Source organism: Halobacteriovorax sp. JY17, assembly GCF_002753895.1.
GTDB lineage: Bacteria > Bdellovibrionota > Bacteriovoracia > Bacteriovoracales > Bacteriovoracaceae > Halobacteriovorax.
Window position 1 is genome coordinate 1,556,692 of sequence record NZ_NJER01000001.1, and the last position, 22,869, is coordinate 1,579,560.

Sequence of the window (22,869 nt, forward strand, 5' to 3'; positions counted from 1 at the left end):
TTAATTAAGGAATAAAATAATATGGGTAAGCAATTAATTATTAATCAAACCTTGAATGAGTGTCGTGCGGCACTAGTTCAAAATGGTGAAATTCTCGACTTCCTCATGGAGAGAATGAGAGAGGGTGAAGATAAAGTTCCTCAGGTAGGAGATATCTTTAAGGGAAGAGTTTTAAGAGTTCTTCCTGGAATGCAATCTGCCTTTGTTGATATTGGCTGGGAAAAAGCCGCATTTCTCTATGTAGATGATGCCTATATTCCAACTCTTCAAGAACAGAGAGAGATGGCAGAGAAAACGCGCAAGATGATAGAGTCGCAAGAGAGAATTGGTGAAGTTATTCCCGATGAATTTTCGACTTTAAATGAGTCTGTAAATATGCGTTTTCGCCCAGAGCACGCAACTATTGAAACTTTTTTAAAAGAAGGACAAGAGATACTTGTTCAAATAGCGAAGGAGCCAATCTCAACTAAGGGCCCTCGTATTACAAGACAAATTACTCTTGCTGGAAGACACGTTGTCTTCATGCCATTTATTGAGCACACAGGAGTTTCTAGAAGAATTGAAAATGAAGGTGAGAGAGAGAGACTTCGTGAAATTCTAGACACTATTAGACCGGAAGGAAAAGGTGTCATCGCTAGGACTGTAGCAGAGGGACAGAGTTATAGAACTTTAAAATCTGACTACAATATGCTTGTGAAGATTTGGAAAGATGTTCAAAAGAAAGCAGAAAAGGCGAAGCCATCAACTGTTTGCTATAGAGATTTAAATTTCATTCAAAGACTTCTTAGAGATATTACAGATGAGGATGTTGCAGAAATCATCACTGACTCGAAAGAAAACCAAAAAGAAGTAGAGAAATTTACAACGAAGTATCTTCCATCAATGAAGGGAAAGACTACGCTCTACGATGATCAAACGCCGATTTTTGAAAAGTTTGGTGTCGATATGGAAATCGAAAGAGGAATTAGTAATAAAGTTTTTCTTCGCTCTGGTGGATCATTAAATATTGATCAAACAGAAGCTCTGGTTTCTATTGATGTGAATACGGGAAAATTTGTAGGTAGAAAGAATTTAGAAGAGACAATTCTTAGAACAAATATGGAAGCCGTTAAAGAGATCGCTTACCAACTTCGTTTAAGAAATTGTGGTGGGATCATCATTATTGATTTCATTGATATGGAAAGAGAAGAGCATAGAGATATGGTTTACAATCTCTTAATTGAAGCTCTGAAAAAAGATAGATCTAAAACAAATGTTCTTCCTATTTCTGGCCTTGGCCTTGTCGAAATGACGAGGAAGAGAACGAGAGATACTCTTACACGTGTCCTCTGTGAGCCTTGTCCGTATTGTGAAGGAACTGGGAAAGTTAAATCGACTCTAACGGTTTGTTACGAATTGATTAGAGAGCTACTTAAAGTCTTAACTAAGGCCTCTGGAAATAAGGTTTATATTTACGCTCATCCAGAAGTTACAGCTAGGCTTTGCGGAGATGATTTAGACTTAATCGAAAATCTTGAAGAAGGTTATGGTAAGTCTTTACAGATTCGCTCAGAGAATAATTATCATATTGAACAATATGAGATTTTCTCTCAAGAATATTAATTATCAGGCTCTAAAACAGCTTTAATACCTTGCCCCCTTTGAGTGATAATCTTGATCGGGGTTCCTTCTAATTTTATTCTTATATTGGCTAAATGTGTGTTGAGATTATTGGACTTCGTCGATTTCCAAATCGATCGGATGAGTTTCTCTCTTGAGACTAAAACTTTCGCATGATCAAATAATGTGTAGAGTATATTAAATTCTATTCTTGAGAGATTGAGACTTCTCTGTTTGTAGATGGCCGTTTCAAATTTCTTGTCGAGACTTAGATCGCGGTATTGAATGACCTTTCTACTTGTTTTTAAATAGCGCTTAACACTTCTCTTTACTCTCGCTAATTTTTCTTCATCACTCATCTCTAAGGAGAGGACATCTTCAAAGCCTTCTTCTAATAGAGTTAACTTTGTTGCTTCTTGGTCATTGAGAGATTGAATCATTGCTATTGTTGGAATTGACTCTTCAAGAGCTTTGTTCAATAAGTTATGCAAACTTAATTTTAGCTTGTAGTCAAAAATGATAAGAAGAGGAGCTTCTTCTGCAATGAGATCTTCTTCAATGCTATCTGTTCTAATAATAGTGAAGTCATCCTCAAGTCCATTAATTAAGGGATGAGTCTGATTAAAGTTTAATCCAAGTAAATATATTTGAAAGTTATTACTCATAGTCGAAATGATAAAGGGGATCACATTTTGTGAAAACTTAAGTTCTCTTGACTATTAATTGAGGTTTTTGTCTAGGCCCTTTCTAGAAGAGCTTGCTTACTTTAGCAGAGACTACTATTATCCAAAAATGTCCAAAATTGTATTTATATTTCCACTTCCAAAGATTTCTTTGCAGCCAGGTACGCGTAAGCCTTTGAATATCTTTGAGCCAAGATATTTGCAGATGGTGAAGGATGCTTGTGCCAAAAATATTCCCATTGCACTTGCTTACGGACTTTTAGAAGGGGATAAAGCTGTTGAGTCTAGTTGCGTTAGTATTCTTCACGAGGCGCTACCTCATATTCATAAAACACTTTGTATGGGAGTACCAGAAGTCGTGCAAGAGTGTGCTGATGGATCAATGGTGATAATGCTACCCGGTAAAATTAAAGGCAAGGTCACAAAAGTTATCGATTCAAGTGCGCCTTATATTATTTGTGAATATGAAGAGCTCTTAGATCAAAATGAATTGAAGCCAGAGAATATACTGCTACTTAGAAGACTTAAAACTCAGTTGGAGAAATGGGTCTCAAAGACAGTGAAGCTTGAGTGTCAAAAAGATATTTTGAACCCTTGTTTGACGCAGCCCTGTAGGATTGTTGGACTCTACGTTGAATTACTGATTGAATCACCTGAAATCAAACAGGAAATTCTAGAAATGAGCGATATTAATGACAAGATTCAGTATCTTATTTTTAATTGCTAGAAATACCTAATAACAGATAGTTATGGGCTATAAAGAAAGAGCTTCGGCCATTTACCTTTCCCCCCTTTTTTGTTATCTTTTCGAAACATTTTTGCGTAAATCTCGCTCCATCATTAACTAGGTGGGGCCATAAATTGTCCGGGAGGTTTTTATGATTTATGAATTGGCCGTAGTGGCTAAGACGGAAACTACTGAGGAGCAAAGAGCAGCTCTTCAAACTATGGTTACTGATGTTGTTGGAGCAAATGCTGGTGAAGTATTAATCTCTGATGACTGGGGTAACAAGCATTTTGCACAGGCTACATCTAAGGGTGTTAGAACTGGTCATTACCTATACTTTGTATACTCTGGTAATGGTGCAACAAACCTTGAAATCGAAAGACGTCTAAGAATTAACGAGACTATCATTAAAAAGATGATCGTTAAAATCGGTGATACTGCTGAAGAAGGTGTTGAGTTCGCGAAGAAATTCAAGTCTCCATTTTCTAAGAAGTATAACGGAAGTATTCTTGATGAAAACGATTCTGACAGTGATCTTGAAAAAGACAAGAAGAGATTCTCTAGAAGAAAGTCTTGTTGGTTTGCTTCAAACAACATCACTCCAGATTGGAAAGACCCAAAAACTTATGGTTGGCTAATTAACGAATTTGGAAAGATTAATCCAGGTCGTGTTTCAGGTATTAGCCGTAAAGCTCACAGACTTGCAGATACTGCAATTAAGAGAGCGAGAAACATGGGTGTTGTAAGTCATATTACAAATACTTTAGCTGAGTAATTCAAGGTACTGATTGTAAAATGACTAACCAAAACGACGATAACAATTACTTAAAAACTTCAAAGGGTTCTGATTCAGAAGCTCGTGAGAAGATTTTTGGTCAATTGACTAATGGGAAGCTCGTATTTCTAGCTGTCATCTCATTACTATTGTCTGTTGCGGGACCATTATTTGTTTTTGCACCTGTTCCAATGAGTATTGCATTCTTGCTTTACGGAAAAGGAAAGACTTGGTCACTTATTGTGGCGACAATAGCTATTATCATTGGAGTGTCTTTTGCCTCTGCTGGTCTTGCTAGTGTTCGTATGATGAGTTCATACTTTCTGGTTTCTTCCATTGTGGCATTTGTAACGGCGCGAGTAGTTTGGAAAAAGGAAAACCCTGTTTCTGGATTTCTTAAAAATGGTTTTTCAATGTTTGCAATTATTGCATTGATTTTCGGTACGCTTGTCCTTGTTTCTGGAAAATCTCCAATGGATATTTTCACAGAGGGAGTTATTCTCGTAGGGGATAATTTAAAGACAAGTAAAGGTTTTGATAATTTTTTAGCTGAAGGCGGAGAGCAAGCCGAGGCCATGAAATATATTATTGAAAAACCAAAAGAAGTAGCTCTCTTAGTTTTAAAGATGACTTTCGCAGTAGCGTTTGTTGGAACATTTTTCATCCTTTGGATTTCGCAATTTATGCTTATGAGAAACTCTCTCATTTGGCGTCAATTTCACGATTATCCTTATAAGATGAAAGACCTTGTTCGCTTTAAAGTTCCAGAGCAATTTGTTTACGTTTTAATCGTTGCGATGGCACTAATTCCTCTTGGAACTTATGTGCTTGAGAATGAATTAATGGAAACAATTGGTCTGAATATGGTCTACTCTTTAGGTATTTTCTATTTCTTTCAAGGTTTTGGAATTATCTCAGACGCACTAGATGCTTATGGCGTTTTTGGATTTTTTAGAAGTGTTATCGTTATTCTTTCAATATTTATGGGCTATCAAGCGGTAGCAATATTGGGAGTGGCGAACATTTGGATTGATTTTAGAAAGTTCTTAAAAAAAAAGAATAAAATGAAGGAGATATAATATGAAGGTGATCTTAACAGAAAGAGTAAAAACTCTTGGAAATGTTGGTGAGATCGTAAATGTTTCTCAAGGTTATGCAAGAAACTATTTAATTCCAAATAGAGTTGCTGTACTTGCTGATGAAACAAATACAAAACATCTTAACCACCAACAAAAAGTTCTTGCAACAAAGATGGAAGGACAAAAAGCAACAGCAGTAGCTGGAGCTAAGAAAGTAGAAGGAACAACTCTTGAATTCGTAAGAAGAGTAGCTGGTTCTGGAAAACTTTTTGGTACAGTTTCTAACTTAGAAATTGCTAAAGAATTAGAAGCTCAAGGTATCGAAATTGAAAAGAGAATGATTGTAGTTCCTAACCCAATCAAAGCTCTTGGAACTTTTGATGTTATTGCTAAATTATTTGACGGTGTTGAAGCAAACTTCAAAGTAAATGTTACTCTTGATCCTGCTCAAGCTGAAGAAATGAAGAAGAAGCAAGAAGATGCTGATAAGAAAAAAGCAGCAGCTCTTGAAGCAGCAGCTCTTGCAAAAGAAAATGGCGAAGAAGAAGTTACTGACGAAGTAAAAGAACTTACTGAAGAAGAAAAACTTAAAGAAGAAGCCAACAGAATCTTAAGATCTTAAGATTTAGTCCAGATTTTTTGTAGCGTATGTTACATCTAAGGCCCAAGGTTAATCCCTTGGGCCTATATTAAATTAAAAGTCTAATTTCTGGAGATTTCCAATGGAAAAAAATATTAAACAATTGCCCCACGATCTACTAGCCGAGAAATCTCTTCTTGGATGTTTAATTATTGATGGAAATTCCTTTGATGAAATGAGTGACTTAAAATTAAAGGGTGAAGATTTCTATCACCCACAATACGGGGTTATTTATGAAGCAATTGCTGATTTAAATAGTGGAAATCAACCAATTGACTTCGTCACAGTATGTTCAAAATTAACAGAATTAGGAAAGCTTGAAGTTGTCGGAGGACAATCTTCTGTTATGGAGATTGTTGAAGATCAGGCTTCTGCTGCAAATATATATCACTACGCAAAAGTTGTTAAAGATAAGTCTGGTATGAGAGAAGTTATCAGAACTGCCGAGCGTGTGGCCTCAATGGGGTATGACTTTGGTGGTAAGTCAGAAGACTTTATTCAAGAAGTAGAGTCGAGTTTCTTCAAACTTACAAATGAAGCCAAATCTGGAAAGATGCAAAAACTTAATTCATGTCTAAAACTTAACTTAAAAGAGCTTGAAGATACTTCGAGAGTTCCTGGTGAAATAAATGGATTGCCAACAGGTTATCCAAAATTAGACGAGATGCTCCTTGGGATGCAGCCAGGGCAATTAATTGTTCTTGCCGCTCGTCCTGCCATGGGAAAGACTGCTCTTGCTCTTAATATTGCGCAAAATGCTTGTGCGACTTCAGGGCTTCCAGTTGCTGTTTTCTCTCTGGAGATGTTATCAAACGAACTTTCCATGAGACTTCTTTCTCAAAAAGCGAAAGTTGATTCAAAGAGAATCAGACAGAAGAATTTCTTAGATACAGATCTTCGTAGCATTGGAAAAGCAGTACAAGAACTTTCACAGTTCCCAATCTTTATTAATGACTCCGGTGATTCTACAATTTTAGATATTCAATCTCAGTGCAGAAAAATTAAAACTGAGCAAGGGATTGGTCTAATCATTATTGACTACCTTCAACTTATGAACTCTCACACTAAGAACCCGTCAAGAGAGCAACAGATCTCTGAGATGTCGAGGGGATTAAAAGCAATGGCAAAGGAACTTGGTTGTCCTGTTATTGCTCTCTCTCAGCTGAACCGTGGTGTTGAATCAAGACCTAATAAGAGACCAATGACTAGTGACCTTCGTGAATCTGGAGCGATTGAGCAGGATGCGGATATCATCATGTTCGTTTATAGAGACGAGTATTATAACCCTGATACGAAAGAGCCTGGGATTGCTGAAATTATTGTTGGTAAGAATAGGGCCGGGGAAACTGGGACGGCTAAGCTATCTTGGATTGGTCAATACACAAGCTTTGAAAATCCTGCCTTCAATATAGATAACCAGAATTAATTATGTGGTCAGTCTTCTGGCTTGGAGATCACTTCGTAAAGTACTCTAGGCCAAATTATGCGAGATTATTTTTCTTAAATCATTCAATTGATCTCTTAACAGGAGTGAAGAGTGATATTTCTATTTATGATTTCTTAGAACATTTAGAACAAAGTAAATCGAATTTAGACAGTATTCGAATTCAACGAAAATATATTTCTCATCTCTTCTATGAGTTAGGTGAAATTCTTAATGAGACTTCAACTCCTTCTACCTCTGTTCCTCTTGCTATTGAAGTAGAGTATAGCGTGAGAGAGCAGTGGAAGCCTTTAGAAGGTATACCATCCCTTGAGCCTTTACCAGTTAGTGCTGTTTCTAAGAAGGCCTACGAAGATGCATTTAAGAAGGGATATGAGCATCTCCTACGTGGAGATTGTTATCAATTCAATTTAACTTTCCCTTTTAGCTATCGATGGAAGCAGGACTTTAGTGCTGAGGAGATTTGCTCCAAGCTATGGGAGCTTGAAGAGAATCGATCTCTCTATGCACATGCTACATATCTTCCTACTTTAGACAGGCTCTACTTGAGTAATTCTCCAGAGTGTCTCTTTCAGGGAGACTTGAGTTCTGCTCGTCCAAAAGTATGGACAATGCCAATTAAGGGGACACTACCTAGAGGGAAGAACTGGCGGGAGGCGTGGCGTAAGCTTAAGTCTTCCAAGAAAGATCAGGGCGAGTTAAATATGATTACAGATATGCTTCGTAATGATTTGACTAGAATTGATCTACAGGTAGCGAGAGTCGCCAAGAAGTGTGCTCCATTAGTTGTTCCAAGAATTATTCATCAATACTCCGTTGTTGAGGCCGACCTTAGAGAGCAGACATCTCTATTGAATATCTTAAAAGCAATGTTTCCTGGGGGAAGTATTACTGGAGCCCCAAAAATTAATGTAATGAAAATATTAAAAAATATTGAATCATCTCCCCGTGGTTTTTACTGTGGAAGCACAATTCTAATTGATGAGGAGATATTCGCATCCTCTATAAATATTCGCTCAGCGGAAATTGAACTGAAGTCCAGAATGATGCACTACCACGCGGGTGGAGGGATTACACTACTTAGTAAAGTGGATGAAGAGTTTCTGGAGATGTATCTTAAGAAAGATAGCTTTGTAAGAAATCTTTAAATGACGCTCTATTCTTACCTGAGTATTTTTCTAATAATCTTATAAATTCAACAATTTATAGTTAATTGAAGAATCTAATAAAGTCTTACAATTCGCTGTAAGAACACTCATTTATTTGACATGGTTAAAACGAGATAAGTATTATTTTTATGCACCATAAAAAAACATGGGCCTTCGGCAAGGACAGGTCTTTCTAATATTAAGAATAAGATAATCTTAAATATTGGAGACTAGCTGAAGTAGGGTACAAAGGAGTGTAGGAATGACACAACAAGATTTGGCCAGTACGGCAGAATTGAATTCACAATCGACCAGTACGGAAGAAACGGTTTCGTTTTCAGCGCTTTCTGAAATGACAGGGTTTCCAATTGATTTCATCAAAAAGGAACTTTTGTTAGATGAAGAGCCTATTTCAATGTCCCAGCTTAGAAAGTCGATGGCCATTTATTTGGAATCGACAATTGAACACGTAAGAGGTTGATGACACTCTTAAGCCTTGGGCGGGGAAACATAGGAGTTGTTTTCAATTTAAGGGTAGACATCTTTTTTAATGACCCGGCTTCGGCCGGGTTTTTTTATTCCCAAAAAGTACTTCCCAAAAAGTACCACGTACCTAATGTTATGAGTTGTGTGTCGAAGCCTCTTTATTGACTCAGCACTCATAACGTAAGGTACGTGGTACCTTACGGTACCTTATGTCGTTTACCAAAAATTAAGCTTTTTTAACCTATAAAAAATTCCCATAGGGTTTATAATGGGCTGGAGTAGTGGTTTAAACCGCCCCTTATAAAGAAGACTTTTTTCGGAGAAATTATGAAAAAGTTAATTTGGATGTTTTTAGTTCTGGCCTCTTTCAGTGCTCAAGCAAGGAAAAGTGTAGTTGAATGTCAAAATGTCCATGCAAATGGAAGCAAGATTAAGCTTGAGTTCATCAATGGTGATGCCGCTAGAGTGACTATTGAGGAAAATGGTAAAAGCCGAAACCAACTTCTTGAAGTTGTGTCGAAGTCTAGGAAAGGAATTTTCTTAAAGACTGATAAAGGTACTCTACTAAAGCTTGCTGCAATAGACGATTCTATTGAGTTATCTCAGACAGCGAGTGCATTTGATCTGAACTTTGAAACAGCAACTTGTAGCATCTAAATAGTATCTAGGTAGGTTTTAACCTATCTAGAGCGAAGTGCTTATTTAGCCTATAATAAGTGAATGAAGATTTTCGCAATAGTAATTCTCATTCTCTCGACTCCACTGTCATATGCCCAAAAGGCTCCACTTTTAAAAAAATTAAAATGTTCTGATGCTGTTTTTAAGGCCATATCGTCTCTTGGCGAACCTAAAGAATGGAGGAAGAGTTTAGACGGAAGTGTGTCGACAGACTTTGAGAGTGGGGGAAAGGTACAAGTTGACGCTGGGGCAGATAAGTCTCTTATTACTTCCATTCAAAATGGAGTGAATCTTAAATTAGAATTTTCAGCGCCAGACTGTAAAATGAAAGTATTAAAAATATCTTCCTCACATGGAGGATTCTTGGACCGAGATCTTGATCAGCTGTTGAAGAAGGAGAAGATGGGAGTGATCTATTTGTGGTCACCACATATGTCACTTTCTGTGTATGAGTTAGTTGAAATGAAGAAGTATCTATCATCTTTAAAGATTTCTGTGACCATTCTTTTAGACTTAAATGCAGATATTGATCTTGCGAATAAATCAATTCAGAAGTTTGATTTGCCACTAGATTATCTGAAGCGAATGAACTCTCGAAAGCTTGAAGCCTTTGGAGCAACGATTCACTATCCGAGTACTATTTTTTATAAAGATGGTGAATTGATAAAGCGAGTTCCGGGATTTAATGGAAAGAAGTCTTTACAAGATTTAATAAAGAAGCACCTAGGGGTAACTCTTTGAAATTTTCTCTCCTATTTTTTCTTATTTCTTTTTCTTTAAATGCAAAAATAGATAAGCGACTTTGTCATTTAGACGAGAACAGAGTTTTAAAGAGAGTAACACCTAAGCATAAGCCAAATTATTTCTTTAAAACGTCTCCCGATGGAAGATATATCTACTATATTGGTAATCATAAGAATTGGAGACTAGATACTGAGACAGGAGAGGAATTATTAATTCCTGGAAGTGCTGACCCTGTTCCAAGTGTTGATGGCAAAGTCATGACCTCTATAAACTGGAGAATTCCAGGGAAGAAGGATTGGACATTGAATCTCATTCCTATGAAAGATTGGGATATTAAGAGAAGCTTTCGTGGTAATCCTGATGAGTCGTTAGTTACAACTGAGATGGAAACATCAAGAACGTATCAAAGTGTAGGAACGCTTGGTGGGAATAATTATAGAGTACTAAGCTATGACGAGAGAGTAGGAAGTGTCGCTCTAAGAGATTATTCACTAAACGGAAAGAAGTTCTATTCACATACTTCAGAAGATCATCTGCAAAATTTACCTCAACTACGTCTTCCAATGATTTCTAAAGATGGGCAGGAGTTTACAAGTTTAGATGTGAACGAGAATCAAACTGTAATTTATAGAATAGATAACGGAGGGAAGAGTGTTCAAGAAGTTGAAAGATTGGATTTCCCATCTGGAAAAGCGGACTTCAGTAGAGACAATAGTAAGGTCGTCTTTCATGTGACGGAGACTGTAAGCAAATGGGCCGCTAGTCAGAATTCTAGAGAATTACAAATGCCTCCAAACTTTAACGATAGGGCTGAAGTAAGAAATATATTTGTCTACGATAGAAATACAAAATCAGTTATCCCTGTGACTCAAAATAATAAGGGGAATTCTTATTATCCTGTTTTCCTAGAAGATAATCGAATTGTTTACTTAGACCAAAGAGGAAGTGATTTAAGCTTCGTCTATAGCTCTTTTCCAAAAGTTATTCCAAAGTCAATAGATAAGGCTAGGGAATGTTTTGAAGGTGCTAGCTTTGATGATTCCATTAGTAAGCTTGCAAAAATTTGGCAAGATGTTTGTACTGATTGGGAAGGTGCGAATGGAGCGAATAAGGTCATGGTTCTAAATATTTCTGGCGAATTGTGTAAGCAAATTGCGGAGCAATCAAAAGATAGAGATATTGCTCTGATGTGTGAGGCTTTAAAGAAGTCTGAAATTAAAAAGCCGAAAGTAGTGAAGGTTGAAAATAAGTTTAAGAAAATGGTGAAAGTAAAATGTATGATTTGCCATCAAGGAAGTATTCCTTTCTTTGATAAGGAAAAAATTAAATCTCATAAAGATGAAATCCTAAAAAGAATTAACTCAAAAGATTCAAGCATTAGAATGCCACTTGGGGGAGAACTCTCTAAAGAAGAGAAGAAAGAGTTCTCAAACTACCTTAATTCTCTCTAGTCTCCGACTGGCTTGCTCGGTCATCACTAGGTAAAAGCTATCATAGCGAAAATACATAGAAACTTACTTATAATAGAAGTATCGAACTATTTGGACTTTCAATAAGTTTCATTAATTAAATTTAAAGGAGCTTCTAAAATTTCCGATAGTTAGACTATAAAAGCAATCACAAGGAAGTTGATTATGGATATAGCATCCATTATTGGTTTGGTTGTAGCAACCGCTGCAATCCTAGGTTCGATTCTCGTAGGTGGGGATTTAGGTATCTTTATTGATGTTCCTTCAACACTAGTTGTTGGTCTTGGTATGATTGGGGTAACCTTCTTTAAATGGCCAATGGAAGTTTTAAAAAATATTGTTCCATTTGCAATGAAAGGTTTCTTCTTTTCTCCAAGTGATCCAAAGGACACAATCGAAGAAATCGGAAATCTTGCAGAGACAGCAAGAAGAGAATCTGTTTTCGCTCTAGAGAAAGTTCCAATTGATGATCCATTCTTAAAGAAAGCAATGACTCTTGCTGCAGATAATAGACCTCCTGAAGTTATCGCTTCAATTCTTCAATTAGAAATTGATGCGATGGTGGAGAGACATAAAGTTGGCGCTGATGTATTCTCTGGAATGGCCGATGATGGTCCGGCGATGGGAATGATTGGGACACTGATTGGTCTCGTACAGATGCTTCAGAACCTTTCTGATCCTTCGGCAATTGGTCCTGCAATGGCCGTTGCACTTCTTACAACATTCTACGGTGCAATTATTGCAAACGTTTTTTGTAATCCTCTTAAGAATAAAATTTCTTTTAGGTCGGGACTTGAAACAACTAAAATGAATATAATTATTGCGGGAACTCTTGGAATTGTTGCAGGAGAAAATCCACGATTAATTAAAGAAAAGTTAAATGCCTTTCTTCCTCCGGCTCAAAGAGATGGTGGAAATGAGGAAGCGGCTGCTGCTGAATAAAGTTTATAATCGTTATGGAAGACGAGGTTTAATATGGCTGAAGAAGCTGAAAATATGGCAGGAGGAGATGATTCTCCTCAAGTTGAAGAAACGAAATGCCCTGAATGTGCTCCAGGGCTTCCTGGTTGGATGGCCACATTCTCTGACCTCGTTACACTTCTTTTAACATTCTTTGTTCTTCTACTTTCATTTGCTAAAACTGAGACTGCAAAGTATGAAGCAGCTCTTGGTTCAATTCGAGATGCTTTTGGTGGAAACGTTTTAAAGCACGGTGAAGTAATTCAAAGAGGGAAGTCGCCAGATGATTCACCGACGATGATTGACTCCCAGGAGCCGGTAAGACCATTCCCAATCGATTTTTTGACTATGGAAGGGATTCTAGATAAGCATGAAATCAATAGAGAGTCTGATGAAGAATTAAAGACGATGAAGAATGATCTCTATGAATTCAATCTTTCAGATTCTGTAAACATTTATGAAATGCCTGAAGGAATAAAAGTAAAAGTTAAAGATAAAATTTTCTTTAAGTATGGAACTCTTGAAATAGATAACTCGAAAGTTTCAATTGATGTCTACTCTAGACTTGTAACACTTTTAACTAATAAAGATTGGTCTGTGTTTGTTCAAGGGTATTCGAGTCGAGGAGAAGTCTCAAAAGATAAAACAAAAGATGCTTATGAACTCTCTGCCGCGAGAGCAAGTGCTGTGACAAGATCACTTATTAGACGAGGGGTAAAACCTGAACAAATAACAACTGTTTTCTATGGTGATATAAGGCCTGAAAATATTCCTGGTCGTAAGCAGGAAGAAATTGAAAGAGCATCTAGACGAGTTGATTTTATTTTGAGAAAAGTAGATCTAAACACTGAAGGTCATAAAGTAGATGCAAGATAAAAATTTCTGCACATTAACTTCATTTAATTCATTTGAAGAGCTCCTAACAAAGGAGCTCTCTTTTTCTAAATCTCTTATAAAGAAATATATTTCCAAAAAGAAATTACAATCTTCCTTAAGAGAGAGAGAGGAAGTCTTTATTCCTTTAGAGATTCTCAACTTAGGTTTTGTAAACCCTGTCTATAAGGGAGAAGAGTTAGAGATTTTAAAAGAGGACGAGAATTTTATCGCTATTAATAAACCAAAAGGCATTCATGGGCACCCGCTGAGCTACGGGGAGAATAGTACTATTGTAAATTTTCTTCGATCGAGAAACTCTTGGAGTGTATTTTTAGATAAGTCAGAACAGGCTGAATCTGGACTTCTCTACCGCTTAGATCATGAAACTAGTGGAGTTCTGATCTTTGCAAAAAGTAAGGAAATATACCAAAAGGTACGTGGTACTTTTTTGGAGAGTGCTAAGAAGAAGAGTTATCTGGCTATTGTTTCGGGAGAGTTTCAATTAGAAGGAAAGCATTCTCACTATCTAGAGAGCTATGGTGAGAAGGGGGCAAGAATGCGCTCATGTGACTCTGGAGAGAGAGAGGTCGCAATAGAGGTTTCCCTTTTAAAATATGATGAAAAGAGTGACCTCTCCCTTTTGGAAATTGAATTAGGGCAAGGAGTGAGGCATCAGATTCGCTGTCAACTTAGCACTATAGGCTTTCCTATCCTTGGAGATACATTATATGAAGGGACCTCAAGTGAGAGAGTTTACCTACATGCCTATAAGTATGAAATAAGAATTGAAGATATTTCTTTTGAGGTTACTTCATTAAAAGATGAATTATTTCTTAAGCTCTTTGACTTGAACAGTTGCTTTTAAATGTTCTTTTATTAGCTCAGCTGATTTTATAGTTGAGAGTTTCACAATAAAGCGTCCCTCAGTAACAGCATTTATTTCAAGTTTAGAATGATTCATTCTCACTCGTACAATATCAGTTCTCTCTAAACTATCACTTGGAGAGTTCTTAGCAATTAAGATCAAATCATTAGCAAGGTCTCGGTACATAATGGCCCGCAAGTTCTCAACGTCTTTGAAACTTTTTTCTTCGATGGCGAAATTGATAGAAATTGCTAGATTATTTCCCTCGCAAGTTGAATCCCAATTGGAAGGAATTCTCTTATTGAGCATCACTCCTACCGCTTTACAGGAACTTGCTGTCATACTCTCTCTTCGCGATTGAAAGATTCCCTTGTCTCTAAGTTGAAAGAGAAAGAGGGTCATTAGTAGGATACCAACTGCAAGAATAGGGTACTTTGTAAGTAATTTCGATGCCATAGACCTATTATGCACTCTTTTTTAATAAAAATCACTAAAGAGCTTTGAGAGAATAACCGATAAGAATGGTAAGTTATTTAGATTGTCTTTATTAAGGAAACGTTAATGCACAATAACTCACTGATTTTAAAGGAAGAATTCTGGACATTCCTTACTTGTCTAGAAAATCTCAACGAGCCCATGCCTTTAAAACAATTTTTAAATGTATCAGAAATAAGCGAAGACCTATTTACCGACGCAGTCTCATTTCTACAAAACCTAAATTACTTTGTTGAAATATCTGAACTCAGTGGAACAAATTATATTCATCCTGTAAAAGCAGAATATATGATTTCAATGCAGCTAACTTTCAAAGAGTGGCTTGCCTTTCAGGCCCACTTTCCAAAGATGCAAGAAGAGTCGGGAACAGCTCACTATGAAATTCTTAGTGAAAAGCTCAGCGAAGTTGAAGCTGAGTATTCTTCGCATGATCTATTTAAAGCGATTCACGATGAAGAAAAGAGGTTTGAATTACTTGAAAACCTTGACTTAAAACATAGAGATTTTTTAAAGAAAACAGAAGAGGCCATGAGTCGAGACTTTTGTTTAAATATAGAGCTACACGATAAGAGATGTATAGACTTCTATCCAAGGAAAGCTGTTTTTCTAGAGGGAGAGCTTTGCCTTGTTGGTGAAGACTACAATGATAGATGTCTTATCTATTTCAATATTTTAGAAATTAACAAAATTAAAATAGATCTTGAAACAAATTATAGTCCCAACTTTAGCTCTATTGAAATAAATGATTTTATTTCTGCTGTGCGAGCTATTACGGGTCAAGAAGAGAGGCTTGTCCTGAAGATAATCTCATCGGAATCGGTGGATCTTAGGCCTGCCTATCAATTTCTTGGTAATCCATACGTTACAACAAATATGAATGGTGATCTTATTTGGGCAGCATCAGTGGAGCCGTGTGATGAGCTCTTTGAGTGGATATTAAGTATAAAAGATCATATTGAAATTTTAGATCCTAGTAGTCTGAAGAAGAAATATTTAGATTACTGTCAAATTAAACTAGAGTCACTAGAGCAGGACTATAAGAAAGCTGGTTAATGACAAAAGGGATTTATCCATGTTAGTTCTATAATATGGATAAATCATTTTCTAAGAGTTTCTTTCTCATATCTTTTCTTCCTGCAATTGCATATTGGTATTTAGATGAATACTATCCTGTTAGAATTGCGATTACTGGTGGCTTAATTCTTGCGATCTTAGAAATAACTGCCGAAAAAATTATAGTTAAACATGTTCATACTATCTCTAAAGCGAATTTCTTTCTTATTCTATTTCTTGGGTGCTTGAGTCTCTTAGGTGAAGAGGGAATATGGTTTAAGCTCCAGCCTGCGATCACAGGAGTTGGTGTTTCTAGCTTTATGTTTTATCGAATAAAAATTGGAAAAGGCCTACTTGTTGAATTCCTAGAAAGTTTACCTTTAAAGTCAAAACCTCCAATGTTCTTTGTAAGTTCCATGGAGAGACATCTCACTTATTACTTCTTTGTGACAGGACTCTTTATGGGATATGTTGCCATTTATGAGAGTACTGATGTCTGGGCCTTTTTTAAAACAATTGGAAATTATATTCTCTTCGCTATTTTCTATATCTTTGAAATCTTTTGGAGTCGAAAATTAGCAAAAGATTACGCCAGATCAAAGATGGAAAAGGAAGTTCTCTTATCTACTAAACCTTAGAATTTTGCTTTTGGGTAACTTCCAAGAATTTTAACTGAGCTTGTATGCTCTTTTAATTTAAGCAAGCAGTCCTTAACATTTTCATCGTGAATAGAACCAAGAAAATCAACAAAGAAAGTATACATAAACGGATTCTCAGGAATAGGGCGAGACTCAATCTTTGTTAAGTTTAGTCCAAAGGTTGCAAATTCTTGGAGACAACTAAGTAGGGCCCCTGGCTTGTGGTTGGTGGAGAAAGCAATACTTGTTTTTTCAAGCTTAAGACCTTCTGGAATATTCTTCTCTTTAACAAAAATGACAAAGCGAGTGAAGTTGGTATTTACCTTTTGAATTTCTTCACAGATTATATCTAGTCCATAATATTCAGCACTGAGAGAAGAACTTATAGTTCCTTCATTTGTGATATTGCTCTCTGAGAGAAGTTCACTAGATCCTGCGGTATCAAATTCTGGAATGCCTTTGATTCCATTTTTAACTAGAAAGTCATGGCACTGGGCAAGAGCGATAGGGTGAGACTTAACCGTCTTTATATCACTGAGCTTAACTCCTTTTCTAGCAAGTAAGCAGTGATTTATGGAGAGATAGATTTCTCCAATAATAAAGAAGTGATGCTTTAAAAGAAGATCAACATTAACCGCAACATTTCCAACAATACTATTTTCAACAGGAAGTACACCGATGGCGACATCATCTTCTTCAAGAGCAGAGCAAACTTCTTCACTAAGATTAAAACCAATAGGATCTACAGAATTAGTGAAGTACTGCCTGATGGCCATTTCACTATAGGCGCCTCGTTTACCTTGAAATGCTATTTTCATTTGAGAGCGCTCTCTAATGTTCTTTCTAGTGAAGAGGAGAGAGACTCTCTCATCTCTTTGGCATAAGGGTTGTACTTGTTCATATCTTTGAAAAGTTGAACACTATCATTTTCAACTGTTTCTAGAATCTTTAACAATCGTCTATATCCTTTCGTATCTATCTCCATTTCTTTAGATTGCATATCCATGAGAGTTCTACCAATTGTATGGGTAAGAATAAGACTATTCGCAATTTGTTTGTCGTGTTCATGAGCTGTTGCTTCAATGACCTTTAAACCATGAGACTCTAAGTATCCTTTTATATTCTTGTACTTTTCTTCTTCTATTCTCTGTTTACATAGAACAATTTTACAACCATAGAGGCTCTTTGCGGCGGAGTCTGGACCAAACATTGGGTGAGTTCCAAGAATTTCAGTTTCTTCTGGAAGGGCCTTCATGAGTAAATTCATTGGATGAACTTTTACAGAACATACATCAACCACAAGTGTATCTTTAGTAACAAGTGTTGAAATCTCTTTTGCAATCGTTTCTATTACAGAGATAGGAACGCAGAGAATGAGAATAGGGCATTGGCAAATTTCTTCAAGTGAGGAGATTGTTGCTCCAGCTTCAAGTACTTCTCTTTCATTTAATTCTACGTCATAGACTAATGTCGTCGCATCCTTAGATAGGTTTCTTGTAAGTAACTTTCCAAGACGTCCAAAGCCTAGAATACCAACTTTCATAGTATTGCCTTTATTCTCTTGTGAGCTTCAATAATTTCTTCTCTGCTTTGAGCAAAAGATATTCTCAGGTGATTTTCCATTCCAAAAGCAATCCCTGGTAGTATTGCAACCTTTGCCTTCTCAAGAAGATATAGAGAAAGTTCTTCACTTCCTTTTAGTCCAAGCTTCTTTATTAAATCACTAACATCTGGAAAGAGATAGAAAGCTCCATCTGGTTTTTGAATAGGGAAGAATTCACTGAAGAGCTCATGGGCGAGTTTCATTCTAGTCTCAAGCTCTTTGGTTAAAATTCTAATAAGCCCCGCATCTAATCTAAGGGCCTCAAGTGCTCCGTACTGAGCAAAAGTACAGTTATTTCCAGAGAGATGTCCCTGTAGTTTATTTACGTCATCAATAAATGATTTTTCTGCACATAGATAACCAATTCTAAAGCCTGTCATGCAGAAACTCTTTGAGAAAGACTGAACGGTTAGCGTTCTTTGAAAAGCAACTTCACTTAGAGATGATATATTAACATGTTTAACTTTATTGTAAGTGAGTATTTCATAGGCTTCATCAGAGATAATTTTTAAATCATACTTCTCTGCTAAATCTACAACTCCCTGTAAATCTTCTGCATTGTAAACAGCTCCTGTAGGATTATTGGGAGTATTTATAAGTATGGCCTTTGTTTTCTTGGTGATGGCCTCTTCAATCGTCTTTAGATCTAGTTGAAAGTTCTTCTTTGTTTCTACAAAGCGAGGTACTCCACCGGCCAACTTAACTGACTCTGGAAAAGTTACCCAGTAAGGTGATGGAATGATGACCTCATCGCCATCATTTAAGAGTGTTTGAAAAATAAGATAGAGAATATGCTTTGAACCATTACCTAAGAGGATGTGGTCTTTATTGGCATTTAAAGTATACTTCTTATTTAAGTAGTAGGCGATGCCTTCTCGGAGTTGATCTAGGCCTTGAACAAGAGAGTAGCGAGTCTCATTGTCTTTCAGAGCGGCTATTGTCGCTTGAATAATTGGGGCAGGGGTTGCGAAGTCAGGCTCTCCCACATTAAGACCTATAATGTCTTCTCCAAGTTTCTTTAGCTCTGCAATTTTTGCAGATAGTGAAATACTTTTCGAAGGTTCTATACTGTTTACTCTTTTAGAATTTTCCATGAGTTTATTATACACAGATTTCTATTTTTTGCTGTCAAAGTCGTTCACTATTTGGCTTTGAATACGAACACTTTCACTGTGAATTGTGTCATAGATATCTTTTACAAAATTTTCAGTTAGTCCTAAACTCTTACCAAGATCAATTCTCTTCTTCATAAGCTCATCCATTCTCTGAATTTGAAGAGGCATAATATTCTTCTCTTTCTTGGCCTGTCCTATTTGTGTGATAATCTCCGTTCTCTGTTTTAGCGCTTCAAGTATTTCTTGATCAACTCTATCAACTTGTGCTCTTAGAGCATCTAATTCTTGTTCAAATGTTCTATCTATACCAAATTCAGTTCTAAGTGAAAGTCCTTGAATAATTGCATGTAAAGCTTCTGGTGTTACTTGTTGGGCAGCATCAGATAGAGCAACTGAAGGGTCAATATGAGTTTCTACCATGAGGCCTTCCATGTCTGCGTCCATTGCTTTTTGACAGACGTAAGCTATGAGGTCTCTCTTACCTGCAATATGACTTGGATCACAGATGATAGGAAGGTTTTGGAACTTGCTCTTTAACTCAATTGGAATCTTCCAAAGAGGAAGATTTCTATATTTTGAAGTATCTCCTGTTGAGAAACCTCTGTGAATTGCAGCTATTTTATTTATTCCTGCACCAGCGATTCTTTCAAGGGCCCCAATCCAAAGGGCAAGGTCTTGATTGACTGGGTTTTTTACCATCACAGGAATATTTGTTCCCTTTAGTGCATCTGCAATTTCTTGAACTGCAAAAGGGGATACTGTTGTACGAGCTCCGATCCAGAGAATATCAACTCCGTGCTTTAGGGCAAGTTCAACGTGTTGAGTATTGGCAACTTCAGTGGTTGTAAGAAGACCAGTTTCTGCTTTCACATCAGCTAACCACTTTAATCCTTCTTCTCCAACACCTTCGAAGCAATTAGGCCTTGTTCTAGGCTTCCAGATTCCAGCTCTAAATATTCTTACGTCTGGAATTTTTGCAATCTCTCGCGCTGTACTCATCATTTGCTCATGACTTTCTGCCGAGCATGGACCTGCGATGACTAAAGGTTTTTGTAAATTTGGTAACCATTTATTGAGTGGCAAAAATTCCATCGTCTTCTCCAGAAGTAATTAAAGCAGTCTATTACTATAGGTTTCTTTGTAGTTAAATCAAGGCTAAAATCTCTTCCTTAATACTTGTCTAGCCCTATATATAACTTGTATTGTTTTTAAAATAAAATTAATAATATTCATATTTAGTATAATTAAATATTATACTTGTTAAGCATTCTCTTAGTCGCAGAAGCTCTATTTTCTCTCGCTTTATTTAATAATAAGCTAACTTACTAATAATCCACATCTAAGTGTAATAAATCCCTAGGGTGTAAATGAATTATACGGCCTAAATACTAGTTCAACGTATTGAAATCTAAAAGCATTTAAAGCGATTTCATTGGCGTATGCCCTTTCTCGGTATATAACTAAGCAATATGGAAAATACCAAAGGCTTTATTCTCACTTCTAACTTTATTGATTCAACCAGTGGCGTAGAATTGAATTTCTATCTTTCAACCGATAGGGGGCCGACAAAAGTTGTGATCACAAACTTTCGTCCTGTTTTCTTTATTGAATCAAAGCATCAATCTATAAATATCCCTAAGCTTTTAGAGAGAAAGAATGTAGGGCTTAAGAGTTTTACAAAGCAAAGCGTAGACGCTCTTTATTTTTCAAAGCAAAGTGATTTGTATACAGCAAGAGACTTTCTCGCAGAGAATGGAATAAGAACTTTTGAATCAGACATAAGGCCTAATGAACGCTACTTAATGGAGAGGTTTATTAACGGTGATGTTGAAATTCAGGGAGAATTCCATGAGCGAGGAAGACTTAGAATTTTTACGAATCCTCAAATAAAGAAAGCCAATTACCAAGCTAAACTTAAAGTTCTCTCTTTTGATATTGAAACGAGTTTTGGAAATGACCTTTATTCTATAGGTGTTCATTATCAGCTCGGAGAAGGAATAGAGTTTAAGAACGTTTTCATGGTTGCTGATGAAAATAAAGTCATCAGTGACGAGCTCACTTACTACAAAGGAGAGAAGGAAGTTCTTCTCGCTTTTAAAGAAAATATTCTCGAAAAAGATCCAGATATTATTATTGGTTGGCATGTCATTGGCTTTGACCTTGATTTTCTCGAAAGAAAGTATACTCAATATGGAATTCCTTTTTATCTTGGAAGAGATGGAGAGAAAGTTAAAATTCATCAGAGAAAGAGTGGAACCTATACTTGTTCTATTCCTGGAAGAGTCGTTTTAGACGGCCCTCCAACCCTTAGAGGAGCTTTCTATAATTTTGAAAATTTCAAACTAGATACAGTTGCTCATGAACTTCTGGGTGCAAATAAAGATATTAGTGCAACAGGTACGAGTAAAGTTGAAGAGATTGAAAGAAGATTTAAAGAAGATAAGGAATCTCTCGCAAAGTATAATCTGATGGATTGTACTCTCGTAAGTGATATTTTTAATAAGACAGAAATGATTGATCTATGTATTACTCGTTCGAAAATTTCTGGATTACAACTTGACCGGATAGGTCTATCTACAGCAGCTTTTGATCATTTCCTTCTTCCTTTGATTCATAGAAAGGGCTTTGTTGCTCCAAATGTTTTAGACATTCAAAGAGACGCTCACGCTGCTGGTGGATATGTGATGGAGCCTAAAGTCGGTCTCTACGAAAATGTTGTGGTTTTAGATTTTAGAAGTCTCTATCCTTCAATTATAAAAACTTTTAAAATTGATCCTTACTCAAGAATTATGAGTGATATTAATCCGGTAAAAACACCTTCGGGTCATGAGTTCTCTCGAAGTGAAAATATACTTCCTAGCTTTATAACAGAGTTATTTGAGAAGAGGTTGCAGGCTAAGTCTATTGGGGATGATCACCTGTCTATGGCCATAAAAATACTAATGAATTCATTCTATGGAGTTATGGGCTCTCCTGGTTGTCGCTTTTATCATGCGGATCTTCCAAGTGCTATTACAGAGACAGGACAGTGGATTCTTTTAGAGGCGATAGAGTTTTTTAGGAGCCTCGGTTATGAAGTCCTATATGGAGATACGGATTCTGTTTTTGTTCAATTAAGGCAAGAAGATATTTATAAGATTAAAGAAAAGTCCAATGAGCTTGCAAGACGTGCAAATGAATTTCTTACCAAGAAGCTAGAGGTAAGGTTTGGTGTAGAGTCTCACCTTGAAATGGAATTTGAAAAAGTTTTTAAGAAGCTATTTCTTCCATATGCTAGAGGAGGAGAGGGAGGGGCCAAAAAGAGGTATGTAGGACTTCTTCAGACAGAAAGTGGGGATAAACTTTATTTTTCTGGAATGGAGTTTGTTCGCTCTGATTGGACAAAACTAGCGAAGAATTTTCAATACACTCTCTTTGAAAAAATCTTTCATGATGAAGATTATGAAAATTATATTAAAGGTTATGTTGATAGACTTAAGAATGGCGAGTTTGATGATCAACTTGTTTATAGGAAGAGATTAACAAAATCTATCTCAGAGTATACTAAGTCAATTCCTCCCCATGTGAAGGCTGCAAAAATTCTTGAAGAAAAGACTGGTCAGAGCAAAATGAAGAGTATTGAATATATTATGACAACATCTGGTCCTTTTCCTATAGAGCTTGAATATTCAAATATTGATTACGAGCACTATATCGAAAAGCAAATAAAACCTCTCGTTGATTCTGTGTTAGGAATTTTTGATAAGAGTTTTGATGATATCATTTGTGGAGATCAATTATCTTTCTTTTGAG

General features: G+C 36.5%; 23 protein-coding genes. 17 read left to right on the forward strand and 6 right to left on the reverse strand.

Features of this window, described 5'->3' with window-relative positions; genetic code table 11:
* Positions 1-21 precede the first annotated feature (21 nt).
* Entirely contained in the window at positions 22-1,602 is a 1,581-nt protein-coding gene (locus CES88_RS07315) for an Rne/Rng family ribonuclease (protein WP_290732944.1), read from the forward strand.
* On the opposite strand, the gene CES88_RS07320 is transcribed toward CES88_RS07315, so the two are convergent.
* Positions 1,599-2,264 (reverse strand): winged helix-turn-helix domain-containing protein, encoded by a 666-nt coding sequence (locus CES88_RS07320; RefSeq protein WP_290732946.1) that lies wholly within the window; start codon positions 2,262-2,264, stop codon positions 1,599-1,601. The genes CES88_RS07315 and CES88_RS07320 overlap by 4 nt on opposite strands.
* Before the next feature lie 127 nt (positions 2,265-2,391).
* Here CES88_RS07320 and CES88_RS07325 point away from each other — a divergent pair, with 127 nt between their 5' ends.
* The 13 genes from CES88_RS07325 to CES88_RS07385 all read left to right on the forward strand — a co-directional run bounded on the left by CES88_RS07325 (position 2,392) and on the right by CES88_RS07385 (position 14,173).
* Positions 2,392-3,009 carry an LON peptidase substrate-binding domain-containing protein gene (locus tag CES88_RS07325; RefSeq protein WP_290732949.1) on the forward strand — a complete coding sequence of 206 codons (618 nt, stop codon included), beginning with the start codon at positions 2,392-2,394 and terminating at the stop codon, positions 3,007-3,009.
* A 151-nt stretch (positions 3,010-3,160) separates the two neighbouring features.
* Positions 3,161-3,784: a 30S ribosomal protein S18 gene (gene rpsR, locus CES88_RS07330; protein WP_290732951.1), complete on the forward strand. Its 624-nt coding sequence runs from the start codon at positions 3,161-3,163 to the stop codon at positions 3,782-3,784.
* A 20-nt stretch (positions 3,785-3,804) separates the two neighbouring features.
* Positions 3,805-4,863, forward strand: coding sequence for a DUF2232 domain-containing protein (locus CES88_RS07335; protein WP_290732953.1), 1,059 nt, complete (start codon positions 3,805-3,807; stop codon positions 4,861-4,863).
* A gap of 1 nt (position 4,864) precedes the next feature.
* On the forward strand, positions 4,865-5,485 hold the full coding sequence (rplI, locus tag CES88_RS07340; RefSeq protein WP_290732955.1) for a 50S ribosomal protein L9: 621 nt from the start codon (positions 4,865-4,867) through the stop codon (positions 5,483-5,485).
* Positions 5,486-5,585: 100 nt separating this feature from the next.
* Positions 5,586-6,929, forward strand: coding sequence for a replicative DNA helicase (dnaB, locus tag CES88_RS07345; RefSeq protein ID WP_290732957.1), 1,344 nt, complete (start codon positions 5,586-5,588; stop codon positions 6,927-6,929).
* Positions 6,930-6,931: 2 nt separating this feature from the next.
* Positions 6,932-8,095, forward strand: a complete 1,164-nt coding sequence (locus CES88_RS07350; RefSeq protein ID WP_290732959.1) for a chorismate-binding protein — start codon at positions 6,932-6,934, stop codon at positions 8,093-8,095.
* Positions 8,096-8,357: 262 nt separating this feature from the next.
* On the forward strand, positions 8,358-8,576 hold the full coding sequence (locus CES88_RS07355) for a hypothetical protein (RefSeq protein ID WP_290732961.1): 219 nt from the start codon (positions 8,358-8,360) through the stop codon (positions 8,574-8,576).
* 332 nt (positions 8,577-8,908) lie between these two features.
* Entirely contained in the window at positions 8,909-9,238 is a 330-nt protein-coding gene (locus CES88_RS07360) for a hypothetical protein (RefSeq protein WP_290732963.1), read from the forward strand.
* Between the two features lie 63 nt (positions 9,239-9,301).
* Positions 9,302-10,000, forward strand: coding sequence for a hypothetical protein (locus CES88_RS07365; protein WP_290732965.1), 699 nt, complete (start codon positions 9,302-9,304; stop codon positions 9,998-10,000).
* Entirely contained in the window at positions 9,997-11,454 is a 1,458-nt protein-coding gene (locus tag CES88_RS07370) for a hypothetical protein (RefSeq protein ID WP_290732967.1), read from the forward strand. The genes CES88_RS07365 and CES88_RS07370 overlap by 4 nt, the downstream gene beginning before the upstream one ends.
* Positions 11,455-11,637: 183 nt before the next feature.
* Complete coding sequence (locus tag CES88_RS07375; RefSeq protein WP_290732969.1) at positions 11,638-12,414, forward strand: MotA/TolQ/ExbB proton channel family protein; 777 nt, start codon at positions 11,638-11,640, stop codon at positions 12,412-12,414.
* Between the two features lie 33 nt (positions 12,415-12,447).
* Positions 12,448-13,308: a flagellar motor protein MotB gene (locus CES88_RS07380; RefSeq protein WP_290732971.1), complete on the forward strand. Its 861-nt coding sequence runs from the start codon at positions 12,448-12,450 to the stop codon at positions 13,306-13,308.
* The gene (locus CES88_RS07385) at positions 13,298-14,173 is read left to right on the forward strand and encodes an RluA family pseudouridine synthase (protein ID WP_290732973.1); all 876 of its coding nucleotides are present in this window, start codon (positions 13,298-13,300) and stop codon (positions 14,171-14,173) included. The genes CES88_RS07380 and CES88_RS07385 overlap by 11 nt, the downstream gene beginning before the upstream one ends.
* Here CES88_RS07385 and CES88_RS07390 read toward each other — a convergent pair.
* On the reverse strand, positions 14,135-14,629 hold the full coding sequence (locus CES88_RS07390) for a hypothetical protein (protein WP_290732975.1): 495 nt from the start codon (positions 14,627-14,629) through the stop codon (positions 14,135-14,137). The genes CES88_RS07385 and CES88_RS07390 overlap by 39 nt on opposite strands.
* A gap of 105 nt (positions 14,630-14,734) precedes the next feature.
* On the opposite strand from CES88_RS07390, the gene CES88_RS07395 reads away from it, so the two are divergent.
* Both CES88_RS07395 and CES88_RS07400 read left to right on the forward strand, forming a co-directional pair.
* Positions 14,735-15,721, forward strand: coding sequence for a WYL domain-containing protein (locus CES88_RS07395; RefSeq protein WP_290732977.1), 987 nt, complete (start codon positions 14,735-14,737; stop codon positions 15,719-15,721).
* A 35-nt stretch (positions 15,722-15,756) separates the two neighbouring features.
* Positions 15,757-16,359 (forward strand): septation protein IspZ, encoded by a 603-nt coding sequence (locus tag CES88_RS07400; RefSeq protein WP_290732978.1) that lies wholly within the window; start codon positions 15,757-15,759, stop codon positions 16,357-16,359.
* Here CES88_RS07400 and pheA read toward each other — a convergent pair.
* The 4 genes from pheA to CES88_RS07420 are packed head-to-tail and all read right to left on the reverse strand — an operon-like array spanning position 16,356 to position 20,169.
* Entirely contained in the window at positions 16,356-17,177 is an 822-nt protein-coding gene (gene pheA / locus CES88_RS07405) for a prephenate dehydratase (protein ID WP_290732980.1), read from the reverse strand. The genes CES88_RS07400 and pheA overlap by 4 nt on opposite strands.
* Positions 17,174-17,902: a prephenate dehydrogenase/arogenate dehydrogenase family protein gene (locus CES88_RS07410; RefSeq protein ID WP_290732982.1), complete on the reverse strand. Its 729-nt coding sequence runs from the start codon at positions 17,900-17,902 to the stop codon at positions 17,174-17,176. The genes pheA and CES88_RS07410 overlap by 4 nt, the downstream gene beginning before the upstream one ends.
* A complete protein-coding gene (locus tag CES88_RS07415) occupies positions 17,899-19,056 on the reverse strand; it encodes a pyridoxal phosphate-dependent aminotransferase (RefSeq protein ID WP_290732984.1) in 1,158 nt (385 codons plus the stop codon). Before CES88_RS07415 ends, CES88_RS07410 begins: the two co-directional genes overlap by 4 nt.
* A 21-nt stretch (positions 19,057-19,077) precedes the next feature.
* A complete protein-coding gene (locus CES88_RS07420; RefSeq protein WP_290732986.1) occupies positions 19,078-20,169 on the reverse strand; it encodes a chorismate mutase in 1,092 nt (363 codons plus the stop codon).
* Between the two features lie 377 nt (positions 20,170-20,546).
* Between CES88_RS07420 and CES88_RS07425 the strand changes: the two genes are divergently transcribed.
* On the forward strand, positions 20,547-22,868 hold the full coding sequence (locus CES88_RS07425) for a DNA polymerase II (protein ID WP_290732988.1): 2,322 nt from the start codon (positions 20,547-20,549) through the stop codon (positions 22,866-22,868).
* Position 22,869: the final 1 nt, after the last annotated feature.